The organism is Methylobacterium gregans, assembly GCF_022179245.1.
Taxonomy (GTDB): domain Bacteria; phylum Pseudomonadota; class Alphaproteobacteria; order Rhizobiales; family Beijerinckiaceae; genus Methylobacterium; species Methylobacterium gregans.
On the sequence record NZ_BPQM01000021.1, the window covers coordinates 1 to 20,610 of the forward strand.

18 protein-coding genes and 1 tRNA gene are annotated in these 20,610 nt (G+C 70.6%); 10 read left to right on the forward strand and 9 right to left on the reverse strand.

What is annotated here, in order from left to right:
• Nucleotides 1-81: 81 nt before the first annotated feature.
• A complete protein-coding gene (locus tag MFF54_RS04700) occupies nt 82-294 on the reverse strand; it encodes a hypothetical protein (protein WP_238301482.1) in 213 nt (70 codons plus the stop codon).
• A gap of 699 nt (nt 295-993) precedes the next feature.
• Nucleotides 994-1,069 (reverse strand) — tRNA-Glu (locus MFF54_RS04705).
• 91 nt (nt 1,070-1,160) lie between these two features.
• Here MFF54_RS04705 and MFF54_RS04710 point away from each other — a divergent pair.
• Together MFF54_RS04710 and rpoH are read left to right on the forward strand one after the other, a co-directional pair.
• Nucleotides 1,161-2,162, forward strand: coding sequence for an RluA family pseudouridine synthase (locus tag MFF54_RS04710; protein ID WP_370880245.1), 1,002 nt, complete (start codon nt 1,161-1,163; stop codon nt 2,160-2,162).
• A gap of 294 nt (nt 2,163-2,456) precedes the next feature.
• Complete coding sequence (gene rpoH, locus MFF54_RS04715) at nt 2,457-3,356, forward strand: RNA polymerase sigma factor RpoH (RefSeq protein ID WP_238301483.1); 900 nt, start codon at nt 2,457-2,459, stop codon at nt 3,354-3,356.
• A 950-nt stretch (nt 3,357-4,306) separates the two neighbouring features.
• Here rpoH and denD read toward each other — a convergent pair.
• From denD to MFF54_RS04740, 5 genes are all read right to left on the reverse strand, one after another.
• Nucleotides 4,307-5,284 carry a D-erythronate dehydrogenase gene (gene denD, locus MFF54_RS04720; RefSeq protein WP_238301484.1) on the reverse strand — a complete coding sequence of 326 codons (978 nt, stop codon included), beginning with the start codon at nt 5,282-5,284 and terminating at the stop codon, nt 4,307-4,309.
• 13 nt (nt 5,285-5,297) lie between these two features.
• Nucleotides 5,298-6,563 (reverse strand): 3-oxo-tetronate kinase, encoded by a 1,266-nt coding sequence (gene otnK, locus MFF54_RS04725; protein WP_238301485.1) that lies wholly within the window; start codon nt 6,561-6,563, stop codon nt 5,298-5,300.
• Complete coding sequence (otnI, locus tag MFF54_RS04730; protein ID WP_238301486.1) at nt 6,560-7,357, reverse strand: 2-oxo-tetronate isomerase; 798 nt, start codon at nt 7,355-7,357, stop codon at nt 6,560-6,562. Before otnI ends, otnK begins: the two co-directional genes overlap by 4 nt.
• 11 nt (nt 7,358-7,368) lie before the next feature.
• Nucleotides 7,369-8,286 (reverse strand): L-threonate dehydrogenase, encoded by a 918-nt coding sequence (gene ltnD / locus MFF54_RS04735; RefSeq protein WP_238301487.1) that lies wholly within the window; start codon nt 8,284-8,286, stop codon nt 7,369-7,371.
• A 268-nt stretch (nt 8,287-8,554) separates the two neighbouring features.
• Nucleotides 8,555-9,871 (reverse strand): MFS transporter, encoded by a 1,317-nt coding sequence (locus MFF54_RS04740; protein WP_238301488.1) that lies wholly within the window; start codon nt 9,869-9,871, stop codon nt 8,555-8,557.
• 181 nt (nt 9,872-10,052) lie between these two features.
• Here MFF54_RS04740 and MFF54_RS04745 point away from each other — a divergent pair, with 181 nt between their 5' ends.
• Nucleotides 10,053-11,069, forward strand: a complete 1,017-nt coding sequence (locus MFF54_RS04745) for a LacI family DNA-binding transcriptional regulator (RefSeq protein WP_238301489.1) — start codon at nt 10,053-10,055, stop codon at nt 11,067-11,069.
• Nucleotides 11,066-11,740 (forward strand): 3-oxo-tetronate 4-phosphate decarboxylase, encoded by a 675-nt coding sequence (gene otnC, locus MFF54_RS04750; RefSeq protein WP_238301490.1) that lies wholly within the window; start codon nt 11,066-11,068, stop codon nt 11,738-11,740. The genes MFF54_RS04745 and otnC overlap by 4 nt, the downstream gene beginning before the upstream one ends.
• Before the next feature lie 146 nt (nt 11,741-11,886).
• Here the strand turns inward: otnC and MFF54_RS04755 are convergent, their stop codons facing one another.
• Nucleotides 11,887-12,774, reverse strand: coding sequence for a YihY/virulence factor BrkB family protein (locus MFF54_RS04755; protein ID WP_238301491.1), 888 nt, complete (start codon nt 12,772-12,774; stop codon nt 11,887-11,889).
• Nucleotides 12,775-12,901: 127 nt separating this feature from the next.
• Between MFF54_RS04755 and MFF54_RS04760 the strand changes: the two genes are divergently transcribed.
• Nucleotides 12,902-13,792: a DMT family transporter gene (locus MFF54_RS04760; RefSeq protein ID WP_238301492.1), complete on the forward strand. Its 891-nt coding sequence runs from the start codon at nt 12,902-12,904 to the stop codon at nt 13,790-13,792.
• Nucleotides 13,793-13,936: 144 nt separating this feature from the next.
• Nucleotides 13,937-15,619: an acyl-CoA dehydrogenase family protein gene (locus tag MFF54_RS04765; protein ID WP_238301493.1), complete on the forward strand. Its 1,683-nt coding sequence runs from the start codon at nt 13,937-13,939 to the stop codon at nt 15,617-15,619.
• A 176-nt stretch (nt 15,620-15,795) separates the two neighbouring features.
• Here the strand turns inward: MFF54_RS04765 and MFF54_RS04770 are convergent, their stop codons facing one another.
• On the reverse strand, nt 15,796-15,975 hold the full coding sequence (locus tag MFF54_RS04770; RefSeq protein ID WP_238301494.1) for a hypothetical protein: 180 nt from the start codon (nt 15,973-15,975) through the stop codon (nt 15,796-15,798).
• Between the two features lie 156 nt (nt 15,976-16,131).
• Between MFF54_RS04770 and MFF54_RS04775 the strand changes: the two genes are divergently transcribed.
• From MFF54_RS04775 to MFF54_RS04790, 4 genes are all read left to right on the forward strand, one after another.
• Nucleotides 16,132-17,391, forward strand: coding sequence for a glycosyltransferase (locus MFF54_RS04775; RefSeq protein ID WP_238301495.1), 1,260 nt, complete (start codon nt 16,132-16,134; stop codon nt 17,389-17,391).
• A gap of 367 nt (nt 17,392-17,758) precedes the next feature.
• A complete protein-coding gene (locus MFF54_RS04780) occupies nt 17,759-18,115 on the forward strand; it encodes a phasin (RefSeq protein WP_238301515.1) in 357 nt (118 codons plus the stop codon).
• Between the two features lie 154 nt (nt 18,116-18,269).
• Nucleotides 18,270-19,052 carry a hypothetical protein gene (locus MFF54_RS04785; protein WP_238301496.1) on the forward strand — a complete coding sequence of 261 codons (783 nt, stop codon included), beginning with the start codon at nt 18,270-18,272 and terminating at the stop codon, nt 19,050-19,052.
• 216 nt (nt 19,053-19,268) lie between these two features.
• A complete protein-coding gene (locus tag MFF54_RS04790) occupies nt 19,269-20,522 on the forward strand; it encodes an N-acetylmuramoyl-L-alanine amidase (RefSeq protein WP_238301497.1) in 1,254 nt (417 codons plus the stop codon).
• Nucleotides 20,523-20,610 lie beyond the last annotated feature (88 nt).

Below are 20,610 nucleotides of genomic sequence, written 5' to 3' on the forward strand. Positions count from 1 at the left end.
GAAAACCCTACTCCGCCGAGGAACTCGCCCAGATCTTCCGGTCGCTGGCCGTGCGCCGGCTCCCCGCTGGCTGAGGCCGCTTCACTCCGGTGCTACGAGCGCCGCGTCGAAGGCCGTGCGGCCGGCCTCCGTGATCTCGTACTCCTCGTGCCGCCGGGCCGGGAGCGCGCGCCCGGTGCGCCGGATCAGACCGCGCTTCTCCAGGTAATGGTTGATGCTCTGCGGGGCGTAGTAGCGCGGGGCAGCGTAGAGGAGCCGCAGGCGATAGAGATAAACCGGCTTGAGCTTGCCCATAGTCGGGGCATAGCGGAAGCTGCCGAGCTCGTCAGCCGAATCTATGTGTAGGGGCGGGATTTTCTGGGAAAATCTACTGTAATAAGAGTAATTATAAACTCGAATTCTGCCGTGAACGTTCCAGTCGCGTCCCGTACGGATCGGCCTGCCCTGGCGCCTCAGCGCACTCCGCGGGCGGACTGTCAAGCTCTAAACCTCGAACATGCGCGCGATCGCGGGCTGTCCCGTTGCGAGGCGCCTTATCCAGGTCGGACAAGCCTGAGGACTCCTCGGTGGTCCGGAACTGCCCGCAGGGCATCGCCATCTGCTCTGCCTCATCGTCGGTGAGGAGAATGACCGCCCGGTCCTGAGCGATCACCTCGGGCCGCTGCAGGGCGGCGTCGCCCGGGGGGCTGGTCGCGAAGGTCGCCCGCCGGAGACTGCCGGCTCCCCGCGCCGCGCCCGTATGGCTGCGGTGAAGTGCGCGTTTCGGTGGGACAAAGCTGCGGCATGAGCCTTCTTCGCCGGATGGTCGTCTTCGGTGCCGAGGATGACCTTCCAAGCCGAGGCGCCCCGCCAGAGTTCGGGCATGACGGGGCTGAAGACATGGAGACCACGCAGGGATAGGCGAAGCACCGTTCCTACGTTCGTCGCACGAGCAGTCGGGGGAGATGGCGATGAGTTCGGAAGCTTGCGCCGCTCCAGACCCAAAAGGGTGGATGGCGCTCCCAAGGGGAATCGAACCCCTGTTTTCGCCGTGAGAGGGCGACGTCCTAGACCGCTAGACGATGGGAGCTTTCCGCGGCGGCGTGGCGATCCTATAGCGACGCCTGAACGGGGGAGCAACCCCTTCGCGACGCTTTTTCGGGGCGGGTGGGAGATTCGGTGTGTCGGGTGAATCGGTGGGGAATGCGGGCGGGACGGAGCGGCAGGGCGTGGTCGCCGCGGAGGCGCCGGTGCGGCTGGACCGGGCGCTGGCGCTGCTGTTCCCCGACCTCTCGCGCTCGCGCCTCCAGGATCTGGTGCGGGCCGGCCACGTGCGGCGGGACGGTGCAGCCGTTCGCGACCCGTCCCTCAAGGTGGCGGACGGCGCGAGCCTCGCCGTCACCGTGCCGGAGGCCGCGCCCGCTGAGCCGCTGCCCGAAGCGCTCGGCCTCGTCGTTCCCTACGAGGACGACGACCTCGTCGTCGTCGACAAGCCGGCCGGGCTCGTCGTGCACCCCGCGCCCGGCAACGAGACCGGCACCCTCGTCAATGCCCTGCTCGACCATTGCGGCGACACTCTCTCGGGCATCGGCGGGGTACGCCGGCCCGGCATCGTCCACCGCCTCGACAAGGATACCAGCGGCCTGATGGTGGTCGCCAAGAACGACGCCGCCCATCGGGGGCTCGCGGCGCAGTTCGCCGATCACGGCCGCAGCGGGCCGCTGGAGCGGGCCTACCTTGCGCTGGCCTGGGGCGTGCCGGAGCCCGCGCGCGGCACCGTCACCGCCGATCTCGCCCGCTCCCGGCACAACCGCGAGAAGATCGCGGTGGTGCGGCCCGGCGAGGGCCGCCACGCGGTGACGCACTACGCGGTGGAGGCGCGCCACGGCGCCGAGGTCGCCCGAGTGCAGTGCCGCCTGGAGACAGGGCGCACCCACCAGATCCGCGTTCACCTCGCCCATATCGGGCATCCGCTGCTCGGCGACGCCGTCTATGGCGGGGCCTTCAAGACCAAGGCGGCCCGGCTGCCGGAGGCCGCTCAGGCGGCGCTCGCCGCGCTCGGACGGCAGGCGCTGCACGCCGCGCTGCTGGGCTTCGCGCATCCGCGCACGGGCGCGCATCTGCGCTTCGAGAGCGACCCACCTCCGGATCTTGCCCGGCTGATCGCGGCGCTCGGGATGTAACCGCCGCGCAGCTTCGGCGAAGAGATGAAGGCGGGCCTGGTGGCTCGTCCGCAACGGTCAAGCACGATCGGCGCACAGGTGCGAAAGGGCACGGAGACCCGCGACCAATCGTGCCAATGTCAACCAACTGTCAACCGACCGGGCCCTCGCGCGTTGATCACGACATTCGGGTCGCGGACCCGCTACCGGCCCGGCGACTGACCCAGTAGAGATGGTGAGTCGTACGGCCGGCTCAAGGAGCGGCCGTCCGCAACATGTGTCCGCCCGAGAGGGGGACTCTCAAGGAGAATGCCCATGGCCGGCGCTTTGCCCGTGCTCGCCAACGAAGGTGGCCTGTCGCGCTACCTCGATGAGATCCGCAAGTTCCCGATGCTGGAGCCGTCGGAGGAGTTCACCCTCGCCAAGAACTGGCGCGACCAGGGGGACCGCGAGGCCGCGCACCGCCTCGTGACGTCGCACCTGCGGCTCGTCGCCAAGATCGCGATGGGCTACCGCGGCTACGGCCTGCCGATCGGCGAGGTGGTGTCTGAGGGCAATGTCGGCCTGATGCAGGCGGTCAAGCGCTTCGACCCGGACAAGGGGTTCCGCCTGGCCACCTATGCGATGTGGTGGATCAAGGCCGCGATCCAGGAATACATCCTGCGCTCGTGGTCACTCGTGAAGATGGGCACCACGGCCAATCAGAAGAAGCTGTTCTTCAACCTGCGCAAGGCCAAGGGCCGGATCTCGGCGCTCGACGAGGGCGACCTCAAGCCCGATCAGGTCAAGCAGATCGCGACCCGCCTCGGTGTCCCCGAGCAGGACGTGGTCGATATGAACCGGCGCCTGTCCGGCGACACCTCGCTCAACGCACCCCTGCGCGAGGAGGGCGAGGGCGAGTGGCAGGACTGGCTCGTCGACAACAGCCCGAGCCAGGAGACCGTGCTGGTGCGCGAGCAGGAGGGGCAGAACCGCCTCTCGGCATTGCGCGACGCGCTCGGCGTCCTCAACCCGCGCGAGCGCCGCATCTTCGAGGCGCGCCGTCTCGCTGACGACCCGATCACGCTCGAGGATCTGTCGGGCGAGTTCGGCGTCTCCCGCGAGCGCGTGCGCCAGATCGAAGTGCGGGCCTTCGAGAAGGTTCAGGAGGCGGTCAAGCGCAACCTCGCGACCCGCGAAGCCTCGCCGACGCGCGAGGCGCGTGCCGACGCCTGATCGGCACGCGCGGCCTCGCCTCGCGCCGTTCTCGGCGTCGGCTCGGCCGTTCCAGCGATTCCGCGCAGCCGGAACAGCCGGGGCGGTGCCCTCGTTGGCCTCACGTCATCGGAACCGAGGAGGCCGCCTTGCGCGCTGCATCATTACTCATCACCAGTGCATTCGTACTGGGTACCGGCTTCGGCGCTGCCGCTCAGAATGCCGATCCTCGGAGCAACGAACAGGTTTGCCGAGCCCGGGCGGAGGCGTTGAACATGACGCCCGATCTGCTCGCGACCTACATGCGAGAGTGCCTGGCCGGCCAGCGTCTGGTTCAGAGCGAACGCCCAGCCAAATAGGCGTCAGCCTGTGGCGCAATCGTGTGACGAAGGCGACGTCCTCTCATGGAGGCGCGCATCTCCGAACCAGGACCGTCACGAATCTGGCATACTGGATGCTTAGTGCATCCCTGCCAATCACGGCATTCCTTCCGAGAGACCTACTTGGCCCGCCCGGCTCGGCCGCGGCGGGCCTTTTCTTGGCTCTAGGCGATCCGGGCGTAGAATCTTTCCTTGAGCCGACATCGGGCCCGGACAACCGTTCGATGCGCGGCGCTCGCCCACAGAAGGGCCAAGGCGGCCGCGACGGCACCGATGCAGAGCAGCAGGATCAGCGCCACGCCGAAAGCCACGACTGGCGCTGCCCACGCGAACTTCAGATATGAGCGCCGCATGAGAGCAACCCACATTCAGGCATCCGCCGCGCTCTGGCGGCGATGCGATGGTTTGCTGAACGGCGACATCTGCGCAACGCGAAACTGGAGCGCTGCGTGCTCTTGAGAGAAGTCAGGGTGTACGGATCGTCAACCCGGGAGCGATGCAGGTGGGCGGAGGTGCCGCGCGGATCAGCGCGCCTCCCAACGCCGGCAAGCGCCTCGCGGGTTGCCGGCATCGGGGGGGGCGCCCCGGCCCTTAGGAGCGCTGAGACTCTGCGATGTGCCGCGCGAGGATTGCGTCGAAGGAGGCGTCCGCCACGAAGCCGAGGGCGTTGGCGGCGCGGGTATCGAAGGCCTCCGGCCAAGTCTCGATGATCCGCATGATCACCGGATTCGGCTCGCGTCGGATCAGGGCGACGGCGCTCTCGCCTGCGGCACGCCGCAGGGCCTCGATCTCCTCCGCCACGGTCACCGAGATGCCGGGCATGGTCAGCGTGCGGCGCGTTCCGAGATCCGAGAGATCGAGCCCGGCCGCGTGCAGCAGGAAGCCGGTCGCGGCGCCCGGGCTGGCGAACCAGTGGCGCACGGTATCGGGCACCGGCAGCACGGCCGGCAGCCCGGCGAGCGGTTCCCGCAGAATGCCGGAGAAGAAGCCCGAGGCCGCCTTGTTGGGCTTGCCCGGCCGCACGCAGATGGTGGGCAGGCGCAGGCCGATCCCGTCGAGGAAGCCGCGGCGGCTGTAATCGGCGAGCAGCAACTCGCCCATCGCCTTCTGGACGCCGTAGGAGGAGGCGGGCGCCGGGATGAAGTCGTCGCCGATGACCGGGGGCAGCGGCTGGCCGAACACCGCGAGCGAGGAGGTGAACACCACCCGCGGCCGGTAGCCCTCGCTCTCGCTCAGGGTGCGGATCGCCTCGAAGAGCAGCCGGGTGCCGTCGAGGTTGACCCGGTAGCCGAGATCCATGTCGGCCTCCGCCTCGCCGGAGACCACCGCCGCGAGGTGGAAGACGATGCCCGGCCGCTCGGTCAGCGCTGCCGCGGCGGCGCCCGGCCGCGAGAGGTCGGCGGCCTCGACCCGGACCGCGCCGTCGAAGCCGCGGGGCCGTTCCGGCGGCACGACGTCGACCAGCGTCAGGCCGGTCAGCGGGTCGTTGCCGACACGGCCCGCCGCGACGAGCTCCGCCGTGAGGCGACGGCCGATCATGCCGGCGGCGCCGAGAATCAGGACGTGCATGGGAAACCTCCGCTCAACGCATCAGGTCGAGGGCGCGCGCGAAGAAGTCGCGACCGCCGAAATTGCCGGATTTGAGGGCGAGCAGCATCGGCACGCCCGAGGCCGTGCGCAGCACCGGTACGCCGGCCGCGATCTCCGGCCCGACCCGGAAGGCCTTGAGGCCGAGATGGTCGACCACGGCGCCGGAGGTCTCGCCGCCCGCCACCACGAGGCGGCGCACGCCGCGCTCCACGAGGGCGGCGGCGAGCCGCGCCAGCGCGACCTCGATGGCGTGGCCGGCCGCCGCGACGCCGTGACGGGCCTGGAGCGCGCGGACCGCCTCGGGGTCCGCGCTGCTGGCGATCAGGATCGGGCCCTGCCCGACGCGCGCGCCCGCCCAGGCGACGGCCTCGCCGACGCCGTCCGCCCCGCCGATCAGGCGCTCGGGATCGAGGCGCAGCACCGGCATCCGGCTTTCCGCCGCCGCGATCTGCTCCAGCGTCGCCCGCGAGCAGCTGCCCGCGAGGCAGGCCGAGAGCCCGCCGACCGGCTCCGCCAGCACGTCGGCGGCCGGATCGGCCTCGCCCGGGGCGGCGAGCGCCCGCGCGAGGCCGAGGCCGAGGCCGGAGGCGCCGCACGAGACCCGGTGCGCGAGCGCGGCGCGTCCGAGGATTTCCAGGTCGGCGTCGAGGATCGCGTCGGCCACCGCCGCGCCGACACCCTCCGCCGCCAGCGCGTCGAGGCGGGCCCGCACGGCGTCGGCCCCCCGCGCCACGGTCGCCACGTCGACGAGTCCGACCGGCGCCGCGCTCTGGCGGGCGAGGACCCGCACGAGGTTCGAGTCCCGCATCGGGTTGAGCGGATGGTCCTTCAGCGGGCTCTCGTGGAGCGGCGCGGCACCCACGAAGAGATGGCCCTGGTAGACGCTGCGCCCGGTCTCCGGAAAGGCCGGAGTGACGACGGCGATGGCCTCGCCCGCATCCGTGCGCAGGGCGTCGAGGACGGGGCCGATATTGCCCTGGTCCGTCGAGTCGAAGGTCGAGCAGATCTTGAACATCACGTGGGGGGCGCCGCGCCCGCGCAGCCACGCATCCGCCGCCCGCGACAGGGCGACCGCGCGCTCCGGCTCGATCGAGCGGCTCTTCAGGGCGACTACGACCGCCTCGACGTCGCCGAGCGCGAGGTCGTCGTCCGGGATGCCGATGGTCTGGGCGGTGCGAAGCCCCGCCTTGGTCAGGGTGTTGGCGAGGTCGGAGGCGCCCGTGTAGTCGTCCGCCACGCAGCCGAGGGCGAGGGTCATCGGGCGTCTCCCCGGGCGGAGCCCGTGCGATAGGGCGCGAACCAGCCGAGGCCCTCAACGGTGCCGGCGGCCGGGATGTATTCGCATCCGACGAAGCCGGCGTAGCCGAGCCGGTCGAGCTCGGCGAAGAGATAGGCGTCGTTCATCTCGCCGGTGCCGGGCTCGTGACGGTCGGGCACGCTCGCGGTCTGGACGTGGCCGATCAGCGGCATCAGCGCGCGCAGCCGCATCGTCACGTCCCCGTGCAGGATCTGGCAGTGGTAGAGGTCGAACTGGAGCTTCAGGTTCGACAATTCCAGCTCGCGGATCAGCGCGGCGGCGGCTCCGAAATCGTCGAGGAAGTAGCCCGGCATGTTGCGGGCGTTGATCGGCTCCAGCACGAGATCGAGGCCGTGCTCGGAGAGCCGCTCCGCCGTCCAGGTCACGGCGCGGCGGTAGGCATCCCGCGCCCCCGGATCGGCCGGGTCGGCGAGGCCGGCCATCAGGTGCAGGCGCGCGACGCCCGTGGCCTCGGCGTAGCGGAGCGCCGTCCCGACGCCGGCCTTCAGCTCGTCGAAGCGCTCGGGGAACACCGCGATCCCGCGCTCCCCCGCCGCAAAGTCGCCGGGCGGCAGATTGAACAGGGCCTGGGCCAGGCCGTGGCGGGCGAGCCGCTCGGCGATCGCGTCCGGGCTGTGCTCGTAGGGGAACAGAAACTCGACGGCCTCGAAGCCCGCATCCGCGGCCGCCGCGAAGCGGTCGAGGAAGGGGTGCTCGTTGAACATCATCGTGAGGTTGGCGGCAAAGCGCGGCATCGGAGCCCTCCTCAGGCCTTGGGCGTCGGCAGGGTCGTGCCCGAGAGCTGGGCGTAGATCCGCGCCACCGAGGCGTCGTCGTCCCGGCCCATCCCGGCGCCCGACGCCGCCAGGAACATCTGCAGAGCGGCCGCCGCCACCGGCACCGGGTAGCGCTCGGCCCGGGCCATATCCTGCACGATGCCCAGATCCTTCACGAAGATGTCGACCGCGCTCTTCGGTGTGTAGTCGCCCTCGACGACGTGCGGCATCCGGTTCTCGAACATCCACGAATTGCCGGCGGACGCCGTGATCACCTCATAGACCTTGGCGAGGTCGAGACCTTGCTTGGCCGCGAAGCTCATCGCCTCGCTGGCGGCGGCGATGTGTACGCCGGCGAGCAACTGGTTGATCATCTTGAAGGCCGCGCCCTGGCCGGCCGCGTCGCCGAGCTCGTAGAGCCGGCCCGCCATGGCCTCCAGCGCGGGGCGCGCCGCCGCGAAGGCCTCGCGCGAGCCCGAGGCCAGGAAGGTGAGGGCGCCCTCCGCGGCGCGGGCCGCGCCGCCGCTCATCGGGGCGTCGAGGTAGAGCCGGCCGGTCTCCTCGAGGCGCGCGGCGAGGCCCCGGGCGATCGCCGGGTCCATGGTGGCCGAGGAGACGAAGACGGCGCCCGGCCGCATGGTCCCGGCGGCGCCCTCGGGCCCGAACAGCACGGCCTCGGTCTGGGCTGCGTTGACCACGACGCAGACCACGACGTCAGCGCCCTCCGCGGCCTCGGCCGGGCTCGCGGCGCCGCGCCCGCCAGCCGCCTCGAAGCGGGCGACGGCCTCGCGGTTCACGTCGCAGGCGCTGACGGAGAAGCCCGCCCGCAGGAGAGACGCCGCCATACCGGCGCCCATCGAGCCGAGGCCGATCACCGCGGCGCGGCCTGTCGGTGTGGTGGTGCTCATTGTGTGCCGTCCTGTGCTCTAATGATCGAAGAGGCGTGTCCGGCGCTCTCGGAAAGGGCGCGGGTCCCCTCTCCCGTCCGGGAGAGGTCTGCTTTCGCAGAAAGCGGGGTGGGGGACCCGGAGCTTTACGGAGAAGCCGCGGCGTCTCCGCGGAAGCGGTGCGTCCCTTCCGGAGAGTTCTCATCCCTCACCCCGACCCTCTCCCGCACGGGAGCGGGGGGGCGTCGCGGATGGATCGTGCCGTGGCACGACCCACGAACGCCGCGGCTCAGCGGTTCACCAGCCGCTTCGGCGTCACGAATACGCAGACCGCGCCGATCACCAGCATCGCGGCGAGCGCGTACATGCCGGCCGCCGTGCTGCCCGTGGAGTCGCGCAGGGCACCGATCACGTAGGGGCTGGCGAAGCCCGCGAGGTTGCCGACCGAGTTGATCAGGGCGATGCCGGCCGCCGCCCCGGTGCCGGCCAGAAAGGCGGTGGGCAGCGACCAGAACAGGGGGGCGCAGGTGAGGACGCCGCCCGCCGCCACCGAGAGCGCCGCGATCGCGATCACGGTGTTGCCGGTGCTTGCCGCCACGATGAAGCCGACGGAGCCGAGGAGCGCCGGGACGATCAGATGCCAGCGACGCTCGCGCAGCCGGTCGGCGCTGCGACCGAGCAGGATCATCACGAAGACCGCGAACAGGAACGGGATCGCGCTGACGAGGCCGATGTTGAGATTCCCCTGAATGCCCGACGCCTTGACGATCGTCGGCATCCAGAAGGTCAGGCCGTACTGCCCGGTGACGAAGGCGAAGTAGATCAGGCTCATGAACCAGATCCGGCCGTTGCGGAACACGGTGGCGATCGAGTGCGGGCTCTCGGTCTTGCCCTCGTGCTCGGCCGCGATGTCACGCTCGATCACCGCCTTCTCGGCCTCGGAGAGCCAGGCTGCGTCGGCGGGCTTGTTGTCGAGGTAGAGGAACACGGCCGCGCCCACGATCACCGCCGGGATCGCCTCGATCACGAACATCCACTGCCAGCCGGAGAGGCCGTAGGCGCCGTTGAAGGCGTCCATGATCCAGCCCGAGAGTGGGTTGCCGAAGATGCCCGACACCGGAATCGCCGACATGAACACGGCGATCACCCGGGCGCGGCGGTGCGAGGGGAACCACGAGGTCACGTAGAGGATCACACCCGGATAGAAGCCGGCCTCGGCCAGCCCCAGCAGGAAGCGCATGATGTAGAACGAGGTCGCCGAGTTCACGAACATGAAGGCGCCGGAGATCACCCCCCAGGTGATCATGATCCGGGCAATCCAGACCCGGGCGCCGACCCGGTGCAGGATCACGTTCGAGGGCACCTCGAACAGGAAATAGCCGATGAAGAACAGGCCTGCGCCCAGCCCGTAGACCGTCTCGCTGAACTTCAGCTCCTGCGACATCTGCAGCTTGGCGAAGCCGACGTTCACGCGGTCGAGGTAGGCGATCACGTAGCAGAGCATCAGGAAGGGTACGAGGCGCCAGAACACCTTCGTGTAGGTCTGCTCGACGAAATCCTGCGGCGGCGCGGCGGCCCCCGGCACCGTTGCGGCCTGCACGGTCATAGGCGTTCTCCCTGTCGGCCCCTATGCCCGGGGCGATCGTGGCGACCGCTCTGATGGCGGCGCTCTAAACAGACCTATCGCGCTTTGGCAGCGCTGCCAAGAATTTCTTGGGAGCGCTGCCAATTTGGTTGTGACGGACCGGGCCGCTTGTTATGTCGGTTGCGTGCCGGAGGAGCGTGGCGTGACCATCCACCAGACACCGAGCCGTCTCGTGACGATCGCCGACGTCGCCCGCGAGGCGGGCGTCGGCGAGAGCACGGTCTCGCGGGTTCTGCGCGGGCAGGGCTCCTTCTCGAAGCGGGCGGGCGAGCGCGTGTTGGAGGCCGCCGACCGGCTCGGCTACGTGCCGAACCGGCTCGCCGGGTCGCTCGCCGGCAACGCCGATTCGGCGGGTTCGCAGCTCGTCGGCGTGGTGATCCCCTCCCTCACCAACATCGTGTTCCCGGACCTGTTGCGCGGCCTCACCGGCGCCCTCGACGGTGCCGGGTTCCAGAGCGTCGTGGGCGTGAGCGACTACGACCCGGACCGCGAGGAGGCGCTAGTCGCCGGGCTCCTGTCCTGGCGCCCCGCCGCCCTGGTGCTGACCGGGCTGGAGCACACGGAGCTGACGGTCACCCGGCTTCGCGCCGCCGGCATCCGGATCGTCGAGATGATCGACACGGACGGGCCGGGCCTCGACATCGCGGTGGGTTTCTCGAACCGGGCGGTGGGGCACGCCAGCGCCCGCCACCTGATCGGACGCGGCTACCGGCGCATCGCCTATGTGGGGCACGACCTCGGCCGGGACCTGCGCGCGGCCAAGCGGCTCGCCGGCTTCGAGGCGGCGCTCGCCGAGTCGGGCCTCGCTCTGCACGCCCGCGAGCTCGTGGGCGATCGCTCCTCGGCCGCTTCCGGCCGCGCCGCCCTGGAGGCGCTGATGGCGCGCGTGCCCGACACGGACGCGGTCTACTTCTCGAACGACGACATGGCGCTTGGGGGCTACTTCGCCTGCCTCGGCCGCGGCTGGGCCGTACCGGAGCGGCTGGCCCTGTTCGGCTGCCACGCCCTCGACATCACCGAGGCGATGCCGCAGCCGCTCTCGACCATGCGCACGCCCCGTCTCGCCATCGGCCGCGCTGCGGCCGAGGCCCTGAGCGCGGGCAGCCCGCCCGGGACGATCGATCTCGGCTTCGAACTCAGCGAGGGAGCGACCGCATGAGCGCCACGGAGAGCCGGCTGCGCGAGGAGATCTGCCGCTACGGCCGCTCGCTGTTCGAGCGCGGCCTGACACCGGGCTCGTCGGGCAACATCTCGGTGCGCCTTGACGACGGCGGCTGGCTGGTCTCGCCGACCAACGCGTCGCTGGGCTTCCTCGACCCGGCCCGGATCTCCCGGCTCGATGCCGAGGGCAATCTCGTGTCGGGTGATAAGCCCACCAAGGAGATCCCGCTCCACACCGCGCTCTACCAGAGCCGCCGGGAAGCGCGGGCCATCGTGCACCTGCACTCGACGCACGCGGTCGCGGTCTCGATGCTGCCCGAGATCGACCCGCAGGCCGTGCTGCCGCCGCTGACGCCCTATTACCTGATGCGCACCGGCGGCACCGCGCTCGTGCCGTATTTCCGGCCGGGCGACCCGGCGGTCGCCGACGCCATCCGCGGGCTCGCCGGCCGCTACAGTGCCGTGCTGCTCGCCAACCACGGTCCGGTGGTGGCGGGCGAGAGCCTGGAGGGCGCGGTCTTTGCCACCGAGGAGCTGGAGGAGACGGCCCGGCTCTACCTCATCCTGCGCAATCTCAATCCCCGCGCCCTCTCGCCCGCGCAGGTGGACGACCTCGTCGCCCATTTCGGGCTGACGCTCCCGGAACACCGCGGCGGCTGCGGCGGCTGACGGGGCTCCGCGCAAAAAAGAGCCCGCCGTGAGGCGGGCCTTTGAGGTGCTCTTGGGGATCGCATGGAGTACGGGATGAATGCGCCGGCTCGGCGCGGGTTCCCGGCCGCCCGCCCGAAACCCGCGCAAGCTTGACCGCGTGTGCTCTAGCGCACCCCGGCCCGGCGGGCCTGCATCCGCGCCTGGAGGCGGGCGCGCCGCGCGGCGATCACGGTGCCGTTGATCTCGCCGCCGAACAGGAACATCGCGGCGCACCAGTACAGGAAGACGAGGAAGACCATCGCGGTGGCGAGGCCCCCGTAGGTCGAGGCGTAGGCCGTCGAGAAGCGGTCGAGATAGAACCCGAAGCCGAGGCCTGCCAGGAACCAGAGCAGCAGCGTCACCACGACGCCCGGCAGTACCAGCAGGATCGGCCGCCGCCCCGCCGCGACGAAGCGGTGGGCGATGACCAGAACCAGCCCCAGCAGGAAGGCCGTGATCCCGATCCGCCCGATCGCCACGGTGAGCCCCAGCGGCTCGAGCCCCGGTGCCACGTTGACGATGTTGCGCCAGATCAGCGGGCCCAGCACCACGAGCAGCGCGAAGGCCAGCATCGCGAAGGCGCCGCAGACCACGTAGCCGATCGATTCGAGCCGGGTCAGCCACCAGGGCCGCATCTCGCGGATGCCGTAGGCGCGGTTGAGCCCGACCCGAAGCGATTCGACGCCGGAGGACGAGAAGTAGAGCGCCAAGAGCGCGCCGATGGTGAGCACGCCGCCGCGTTGCTCTGTGAGCACCCGGTGCACCTCGCCGACGATGGGCTTCGCCACCTCCTTCGGCCACGCATCGAGGATCAGCACCCCGGCCTCGTCGGCGAGCGACTTCGAACCGAACAGGCCGGCCAAAGCCGCCAGCAGGATCAGGAACGGGAACATCGAGGTCAGGGTCGAGAGCGCGATGTGGCTCGCGATCGCCCAGCCGTCATGCGCGACGAAGCGCGCTGCTGCCAGGGCGGCGATCTCGATGGGGCGGTGCAGGCGCGGGGCGGGACGCATGTCGGGACGGGTCTCTACACCGGATCCGCGGCGAGGCGAGAGGGCGCCCACCCGTCCCGGCGCGAAAGCGTGGCGCTGGCTGCGCGTTCGTGACACACGGTTCGGCCCACGCCGCGCCGCGCCCCCGATGACCCGACCCGCCTCCGCCCCGGCGAACCCCGCCCTCCGCCTCGTGCCGGGGCTCTTCGTGCTGATCTGGTCGACCGGATTCATCGTAGCCCGGCTCGTCGCGCCGCACGCCGAGCCGTTCACGTTCCTGACCCTGCGCTTCCTGCTCACGGTCTGCGTCCTCTGCGCGATCGCGTGGGCCGCCGGGGCGCGCTGGCCCTTGGGCTGGCGAGGCTGGCGGGACGCGCTGCTCGCCGGCATCCTGCTTCAGGGCATCTATCTCGACGGCGTGTTCTGGGCGGTGAGCCGCGGCCTGCCGGCGGGGCTCACCGCCCTCGTGACGAGCCTGCCGCCGCTCCTGACGGCCCTCGTCGCCGGCCCGCTGCTCGGCGAGCGGGTCTCGCCCCGCCGCTGGCTCGGGGTCGGGATCGGGGCGCTCGGCTCCGGGCTCGTCCTCCTGCCGAAGATCGGGGCAGGCACGGACGCGATCCCGCTCGACGCGCTCGCCGTCTGCTTCGGGGCGACCGTCGCGCTCACTGGCGGCACCCTCTGGCAGAAGCGCTTCGCGGCCACCGTCGACCTGCGCACCAACGCGGCCGTGCAGTTCCTGGGTGCCGGCCTGATGACGCTGCCGCTCGCCCTGCTGCTGGAGGAGGGGCGATTCGACGCCAGCCTGCCGGCACTCGCGGGTCTCGCCTGGGCGGTGCTCGGCCTCTCGGTCGGCGGGATCCTGCTGCTGCTCCGGCTGATCCAGCGACAGGCGGTCGCGGGCGTCTCGGCCCTGTTCTACCTCGTGCCCGCGGTCTCGGCCGTCATGGCCTACGCCCTGTTTGGCGAGACGCTGGCCCCCGTGCAGATCGCCGGTATGGCGGTGGCGGTGCTCGGCGTGGCCCTGGTGAGCCGCGGCTGAGCCTTCGATCCGTATTGCACCATGGTGCAACGCGGGCGGCATTCACTTCCCTTTGCGGGCGGTGCAAATAAAAAAATATCTCCGGTTTCGCGGGCTGCCCTATAACGGGGCTAACCGTGATCCCCCTAGATCCAGGGTCTCAGCATGTCCGCCTCCCCCGCCATCCAGACCGAACCGCAGGACGTCGTCGCCCTGTCCGCCGAGGCGGGCGCGGCGGCCAAGAAGCTCGTCGCCGAGGCGACCCGCCGGGTGCGCGCCCGTGTGCTGGGCCAGGACGGCAAGATCGATGCCGCCAAGCTCGAGGCGGAGCAGCACGCCGCCCACGGCCTTGCCTGGCTCGCCGTCTACGGCGAGGCCGTGCGCGAGCTCGGCACCTACGCGGCCAACCTCCGCGAGGCGGGCAAGCTCGGCGAGACCGAGACGCTGCTGGTGAAGATCGGCGCGGGCGAATATCTCGACCAGATGTTCGGCGGCATCCCGATGAGCCAGGGCGAGATGGTGCGCCCGACCGGCTCCCTCGGGCTCTCCGCCAAGGAGCTGGCCCAGTTCCGCACCGACGCCGTCGAGGCGATGATCGCGGACGGCAACACGCCCGAGAACCGCGCCGCCCTGGTGGCCAAGATCCGCGAGGGCGGCGGCTCGGCGACCATCGGCGAATCCGGCCTCGACGAGGACATGGAAGCGATCCGCTCCGAGATGCGCCGCTTCGGCAAGGCCGAGGTGGTCGATCAGGCGCACGAGTGGCACCTCCAGAACGCCTATATCCCGATGGAGATCATCCAGAAGATGGCCGAGCTCGGCGTCTTCGGGCTGACCATCCCCGAGGAGTACGGCGGCATGGGCATGCCCAAGACCGCGATGTGCGTGGTCTCTGAGGAATTGTCCCGCGCCTATATCGGCGTCGGATCGCTCGGCACCCGCTCGGAGATCGCGGCCGAACTCATCCTCGGCGGCGGCACCGAGGAGCAGAAGCAGCGCTTCCTGCCCAAGATCGCCAGCGGCGAGATCCTGCCCACTGCGGTCTTCACCGAGCCGAACACCGGCTCCGACCTCGCGAGCCTGCGCACCAAGGCCGTGAAGGACGGTGACACCTGGAAGATCTCGGGCAACAAGACCTGGATCACGCACCCCGTGCGCGCCGACATCATGACGGTGCTGGTGCGCACCAAGCCCGAGGAGAAGGGCCATCGCGGCCTCTCCATGCTGATCGCCGAGAAGCCGCGGGGCGACGACGCGAATCCCTTCCCGGGCGAGGGGCTATCGGGTGGCGAGATCGAGGTGCTCGGCTACCGTGGCATGAAGGAGTACGAGCTCGCCTTCGAGAACTTCTCCGTGCCGGGCGAGAACCTGCTCGGCGGCGTCGAGGGCAAGGGCTTCGCCCAGCTCATGCAGACCTTCGAGTCGGCCCGCATCCAGACGGCGGCCCGCGCCATCGGCGTGGCGCAATCCGCCCTCGATATCGGCCTGCGCTACGCCGAGGAGCGGGTGCAGTTCGGCAAGGCGCTGATCAATTTCCCGCGTGTGGCCGACAAGCTCGCCATGATGGCGGTGGAGATCAACATCGCCCGCCAGCTCACCTACTTCTCGGCCCGCGAGAAGGACGAGGGCAAGCGCTGCGATCTCGAGGCCGGCATGGCGAAGCTCCTGGGCGCCCGCGTCGCCTGGGCGGCGGCCGACAACGCCCTGCAGATCCACGGCGGCAACGGCTTCGCGCTGGAGTACCAGATCAGCCGCGTGCTCTGCGATGCGCGCATCCTCTCGATCTTCGAGGGCGCCGCCGAGATCCAGGCCCAGGTCATCGCCCGCCGCCTGCTGGAAGCCGCCTGAGGTCGAGGGATTCCAAAGGGCCCGAGGCCCTCGGGCGGGTTTCGGGGCGCGCAGCCCCAGGACGAGAAGCGCCGCCCCGGCTCGGCCGGGGCGGCGCTTCTTCGTTGCAGGGTTCCACCCTGCACCCGCGAAAGGCCTCGGCCTTTCGAAACCGCCACTCGATGAGCTCGACCAAGCTACTTGGTGATTTTCACCGAGACGGGATCGCTCGACGGGAAGGTCTCCTCCAGCGCCTCGTCCAGGCGCTCGTTCAGCGGCTCCTGCCGGTTGTCCGGGTTCGCCTTGTCGCCGGGCTTGGCGCTGCCCTGCTGAAAGCCGGGCTTCTCCGCGTTCGCCTTGGTGTCCTGGTCGGCCATGCCGGTCCTCGCTCCGTCTCAAGGGCACCCACGGGTGCGTTCGGGCGTCAACGCCGGGGGCGGACAGGTGTTGCAAGCCGTTTACCGGCCCGGGATAGGGTCGGGGCCGCCCTGAGACCCCGGCGCGGTGCACGGGCGGCAGCCTGGAGGCGCCCGATGCACGTCGTCGTCCTGGCCGAGTTCGCCGCCCCGAGCGGCGGGGCCGAGAAGGTCGCCCTCGAATCCGCCCGCGGCCTCGCGGAACTGGGGATCGCCGTCAGCTATCTCCAGGGCGTCTCCGGGCCGGTCGACCCGCTGCTCGACCATCCGCGCATCCGGCGCATCGATCTCGGCCTGCCCGACATCTGGACCCGCGGCGCCGTCGCGGGCGCCGTGTCAGGGGTCTGGCACCGCGTCGCCGCCGAGCGGGTCGGGGCGGCGCTGGCCGCCCTGCCGCCCATCGACATCCTCCACCTGCATCAGTGGACCCGCAGCCTCTCGCCGAGTGTGTTCCCGGTCCTGTTCGCGACCGGAATGCCCGTGCTCGTGACGTTGCACGATTATTTCCTGGCCTGCCCGAACGGGGTCTACTACCGGTTCGACCGGGCCGAGCCCTGCGCCCTGCGCCCGATGTCTGCGGCCTGCCTCGTCGCGCCCTGCGACGCGCGCAGCCGCCTTCACAAGCTCGTACGCGTGGCCCGCACCGCCATCCTGGGCCGGACTCTCGGAAGCCACCCGCTCCACCTCGTCCATGTCTGCGATGCGAGCCGGACCCGCATGGCCTCCCTGTTCGGTGGTGGGGTGGTGCATCATCGTCTCGACAATCCGGTCCGCGTCCACCCGGTGGCGCCGGCCGAGCCGGAGCGGGGCGACGCGGTGGTCTATCTGGGCCGCCTCACCCGCGAGAAAGGTGCCGACCTCGTCGCCGCGGCGGCGCGCGCGGCGGGGCTGCCGGCTCTGTTCATCGGTGCCGGGCCGCTGGAGGCGGAATTGCGGGCGGCAGGCGCGGAAGTCCTCGGCTGGCAATCGCCGGACGCCGCCCGGGCGATCCTGCGAGCCCGGGCGCGGGCGCTCGCCGCGCCGTCGCGCTGGTTCGAGACGGGACCGCTCACCGTTTACGAGGCGCTCGCCGATGGCATCCCGGTCGTGGCCTCGGAGCGCTCAGGCGCCTCCGAAAAGGTCCGGAACGGGGAAACGGGCTTCGTCGTCGCCCCCGAGGCGGAGGCCCTCGCAGGCGTCTTCTCGCGCCTTCGGGACGATGCGTGCGTGGCTGCTCTCGGTCGGGCCGCCCACGCCCGGTTCTGGTCAGCGCCGGCGACGATCGCGTCCCATGCCCGCGCTGCGGCGGATCTCTACGCACACATCATGGTGAGCGGCCGAGGCCCGGCCGACTGTGCGTTGCAACATGCGCGGGCGGAAAACTCTGCCCCTGTCTAGCCCGCACCGGCCAGGCAGACAAAGATCCCGGTCTTGGAATGCAAGACTTGACCGCTTGCGAGGCGATGGTTCAAGATCGTGGCTATTCAGGTGCGTACTTTATCAAATGATCGGACGCCGGCGCCGTCAGGTGCGGAAAAGGTCGTCCGCCGAACCATGGATTGCTGCGGATCGGAACCTTTGCTTTAGAGTGGTGAGCGTGTGTGTTGTCGGTGAACGTCTTGCGTGATCGGCCCTGACAAGAGTTCGCCTTTGAACGGGGTAGAACTGCGCTGGCGCTTGACCTTTTTGCTGCAATGCAACATATCTCTCTCGCCAGCCGTGGCCGACCCGCCGGGCTGATCCGGTTTCACGAGCGGAGAGAATGATGCAGACCCAGAACTTCGAGATCCCGACCGAGCTGCGCGACATCGCCGAGAAGAGCGTCGACCAGGCGCGCAATGCGGTCGGCGCTCTGATGACGAACGCCCACAAGGCCGCCGATCAGTTCCAGAAGGGTGGCCAGACTTTCCAAGACACGCTCCAGGCGGCCGTCGCCAAGGGCTTCGATCACGCGCAGGCCAATGCCAGCGCGGCCTTCGACCATGTTCAGAAGCTCGTCCGCAGCAAGGACCTGCGCGAGGCTTACGAGATCCAGGCCGAGTACGTCCGCAGCCAGTTCTCCACCCTGCAGGCGCAGGCCAAGGAGTTCGGCAATCTCGCGCAGAGCGCCGCTTCCCGCTGAGGCTCCGGCCCGCGGATGGACCGAACGACCGGGAGCCCGCGCCCCATGGGTGCGGGCTCCCGGATGAGGCCGATACCGATCGCGCCGATGTCCGGGACCGCGCCGGACCGGCCGTTCGCATGTCGGCCCGCTGAACGATCGAGGGAGTCGACCGATGGGTAAGCAGCGTACGCCCCACGGGCAGCGCGCCGGCCGCAGGATGCCGCTGCGTCCTGGCCCCGCCGCGTCACCCGCCGCCGAGATACCGACCGAGGCGATGTCGGCGGCGGAGCCGCAACCGAGCCAGGAACCCGCAGGAGAGGGCATCGCCCCGGCCGAGGCCGAGATCCTGGAAGCCGCTCCTGCCGCGACCGAGGCGTCCGCGGAAGCCGTGACGGAGGCGGTGCCCGAGCCTGCATCCGACGGGCCGGCCGAGGACGACGCGGTGACCGAGCCCCATGCGGCGACGGCCGCTGCCGAGCCCGAGGAGCCGGCTTCCGTCAACGAGGCTGCTGGCGAAACGCCCGAGCAGATCGTCCCGGAGGAGATCGCCGAGGTGGCGGCGTCGGACGAGGCGCGCGACGAGGCGTCGGAATCCGTCCTGTCTGATCCCATCCCGCCGGTGGCCGCCCTCGCGGCGCTCGATGCTGCGGGTCCGTCCGAGGCGGGGGCGAGACGTCCCCCCGCGGCGCGGACCGCATTCCGCTTCACGTTCGCGCCTGTGCGGATCGATGTCGAGGAGATCGGCGTCGTGCTGGCGAACTACATGCATAACGAGAGCGTGGCGGTCCTCAGCTACATGCGGGCGCTCGGCGCGGCTCGCTCCCCTGCCGACATGATCCGCCTGAACGTCACCGAGATGCAGCGCGCCGCGGACGCTTCGCTGACCTGCTGGAGCGACATCGCGCGGCGCACGGCTCCCGGCGTGCCGTGGGAGCGGGAGAAGGTTGCGGCCTAGCCACGCGCTCCGATCCGCAGCCGTATCGGGCGAGCCCACCGGCGCGCCGATCCTGGACGTCCGCGCGGAACCAAGCGCGGGCGTTCGACGTTTCAGCCTCTCGGCCTGTCGCCGGCGTGCCACAGGCGTCATCGCATCGCACCCTGCGGCGCAACGATCGGTTAACCCTGTCGACCCTATGCCGTAACGGAGGCGGGGAGACAGTCCTTCAGACCGATGCCGATTCGCGCGCGCCTGACCCGTTCCGTCATCTCTGCCATCCTCGCTCTGTCGCTCGCCGGCTCGATCCCGGTGGCGGCCCAGGATGGCGAGCGCGCCGTGGCCATCGCGGCGGAGCTCGCTGGCGGCCCTGGCGCCACCAAGCTCACCCTCACGCTGTCGCGGCCGGTCGAGGCGCGCGCCTTCGTGATGGAGCGGCCCGACCGCGCCGTGATCGACCTCCCCGAGGTGAATTTCCAACTCGGTCCCGAGGCCGGACGCCGTCGCGAGGGGGTGGTGCAATCCTTTCGCTACGGATTGTTCGCGCCGGGGCGCTCGCGCATCGTGGTCGATCTGGCGAGCCCCGCCACCGTCGGCCGCATCGAGACCGCGACACGTGCCCGCGACGGTGCCGTGCTGATGACGATCCCATTCCAGCGCGCCGACCGCGAGGCCTTCCGCAAGGCTGCGGCCGCGGCTGATCCGGCACCGGCCGCCGCCAAGGCCGCTCTGCCGGAGACCGTCGATCAGCGCCCGCTGGTGATGATCGATGCGGGCCACGGCGGCACCGATCCGGGTGCCATCGCGGCGGGCGGCGTCTACGAGAAGGACATCGTGTTCGGCTTCGCTCAGGCGCTGGTCGCCCGGCTTGAGAGCGGCGGGCGCTACCGGGTGCGCATGACGCGCGACCGGGACGTCTTCGTACCGCTCGCCGAGCGCGTCCGTCTTGCCCGCGAGGCGAGGGCCGACCTCTTCGTCTCGATCCACGCCGACTCGATCTCGGCCGCGCCCCAGGTGCGTGGCGCCACGATCTATACCGGTTCGGAGAAGGCGACGGATGCCGAATCGGCCAAGCTCGCCGAACGCGAGAACCGGGCGGATGCCGCCGCGGGTGCGGAGACGGGGGAGGGGCCGCCCGAGATCGCCGACATCCTGCAGGAACTGACGCTGCGCGAGACCCGCGGCTTCTCCTCAGGGTTCGCCCGCACCCTGATGGGCCAGCTCAGCCCCGTGATGGAGATGAGCACCAAACCCCACCGCGAGGCTGGCTTCCGGGTGCTGCGCTCGCCCGACGTGCCGAGCGTTCTGGTCGAGCTCGGCTACCTGTCGAGCGAGCGCGACCTGAAGATGCTGCAATCGCCCGAGTGGCGCGACGGCGTGACGGGCTCGATGGCCAAGGCGGTGGACCTGTTCTTCACCAACCGTGCCACCCTCGGGCGGCCGGTCGCGACCGCGCGGCGCGCGGCGGCAATCGCCCCAGTTTCACCATAGATCCGGTGTCGATACGGGGCTCTGAATTGCCCCGTCGTACCACATCCCGTTAAGGGTTCCGGCGCGGGCGCGAGCGGCCGTTACCGAC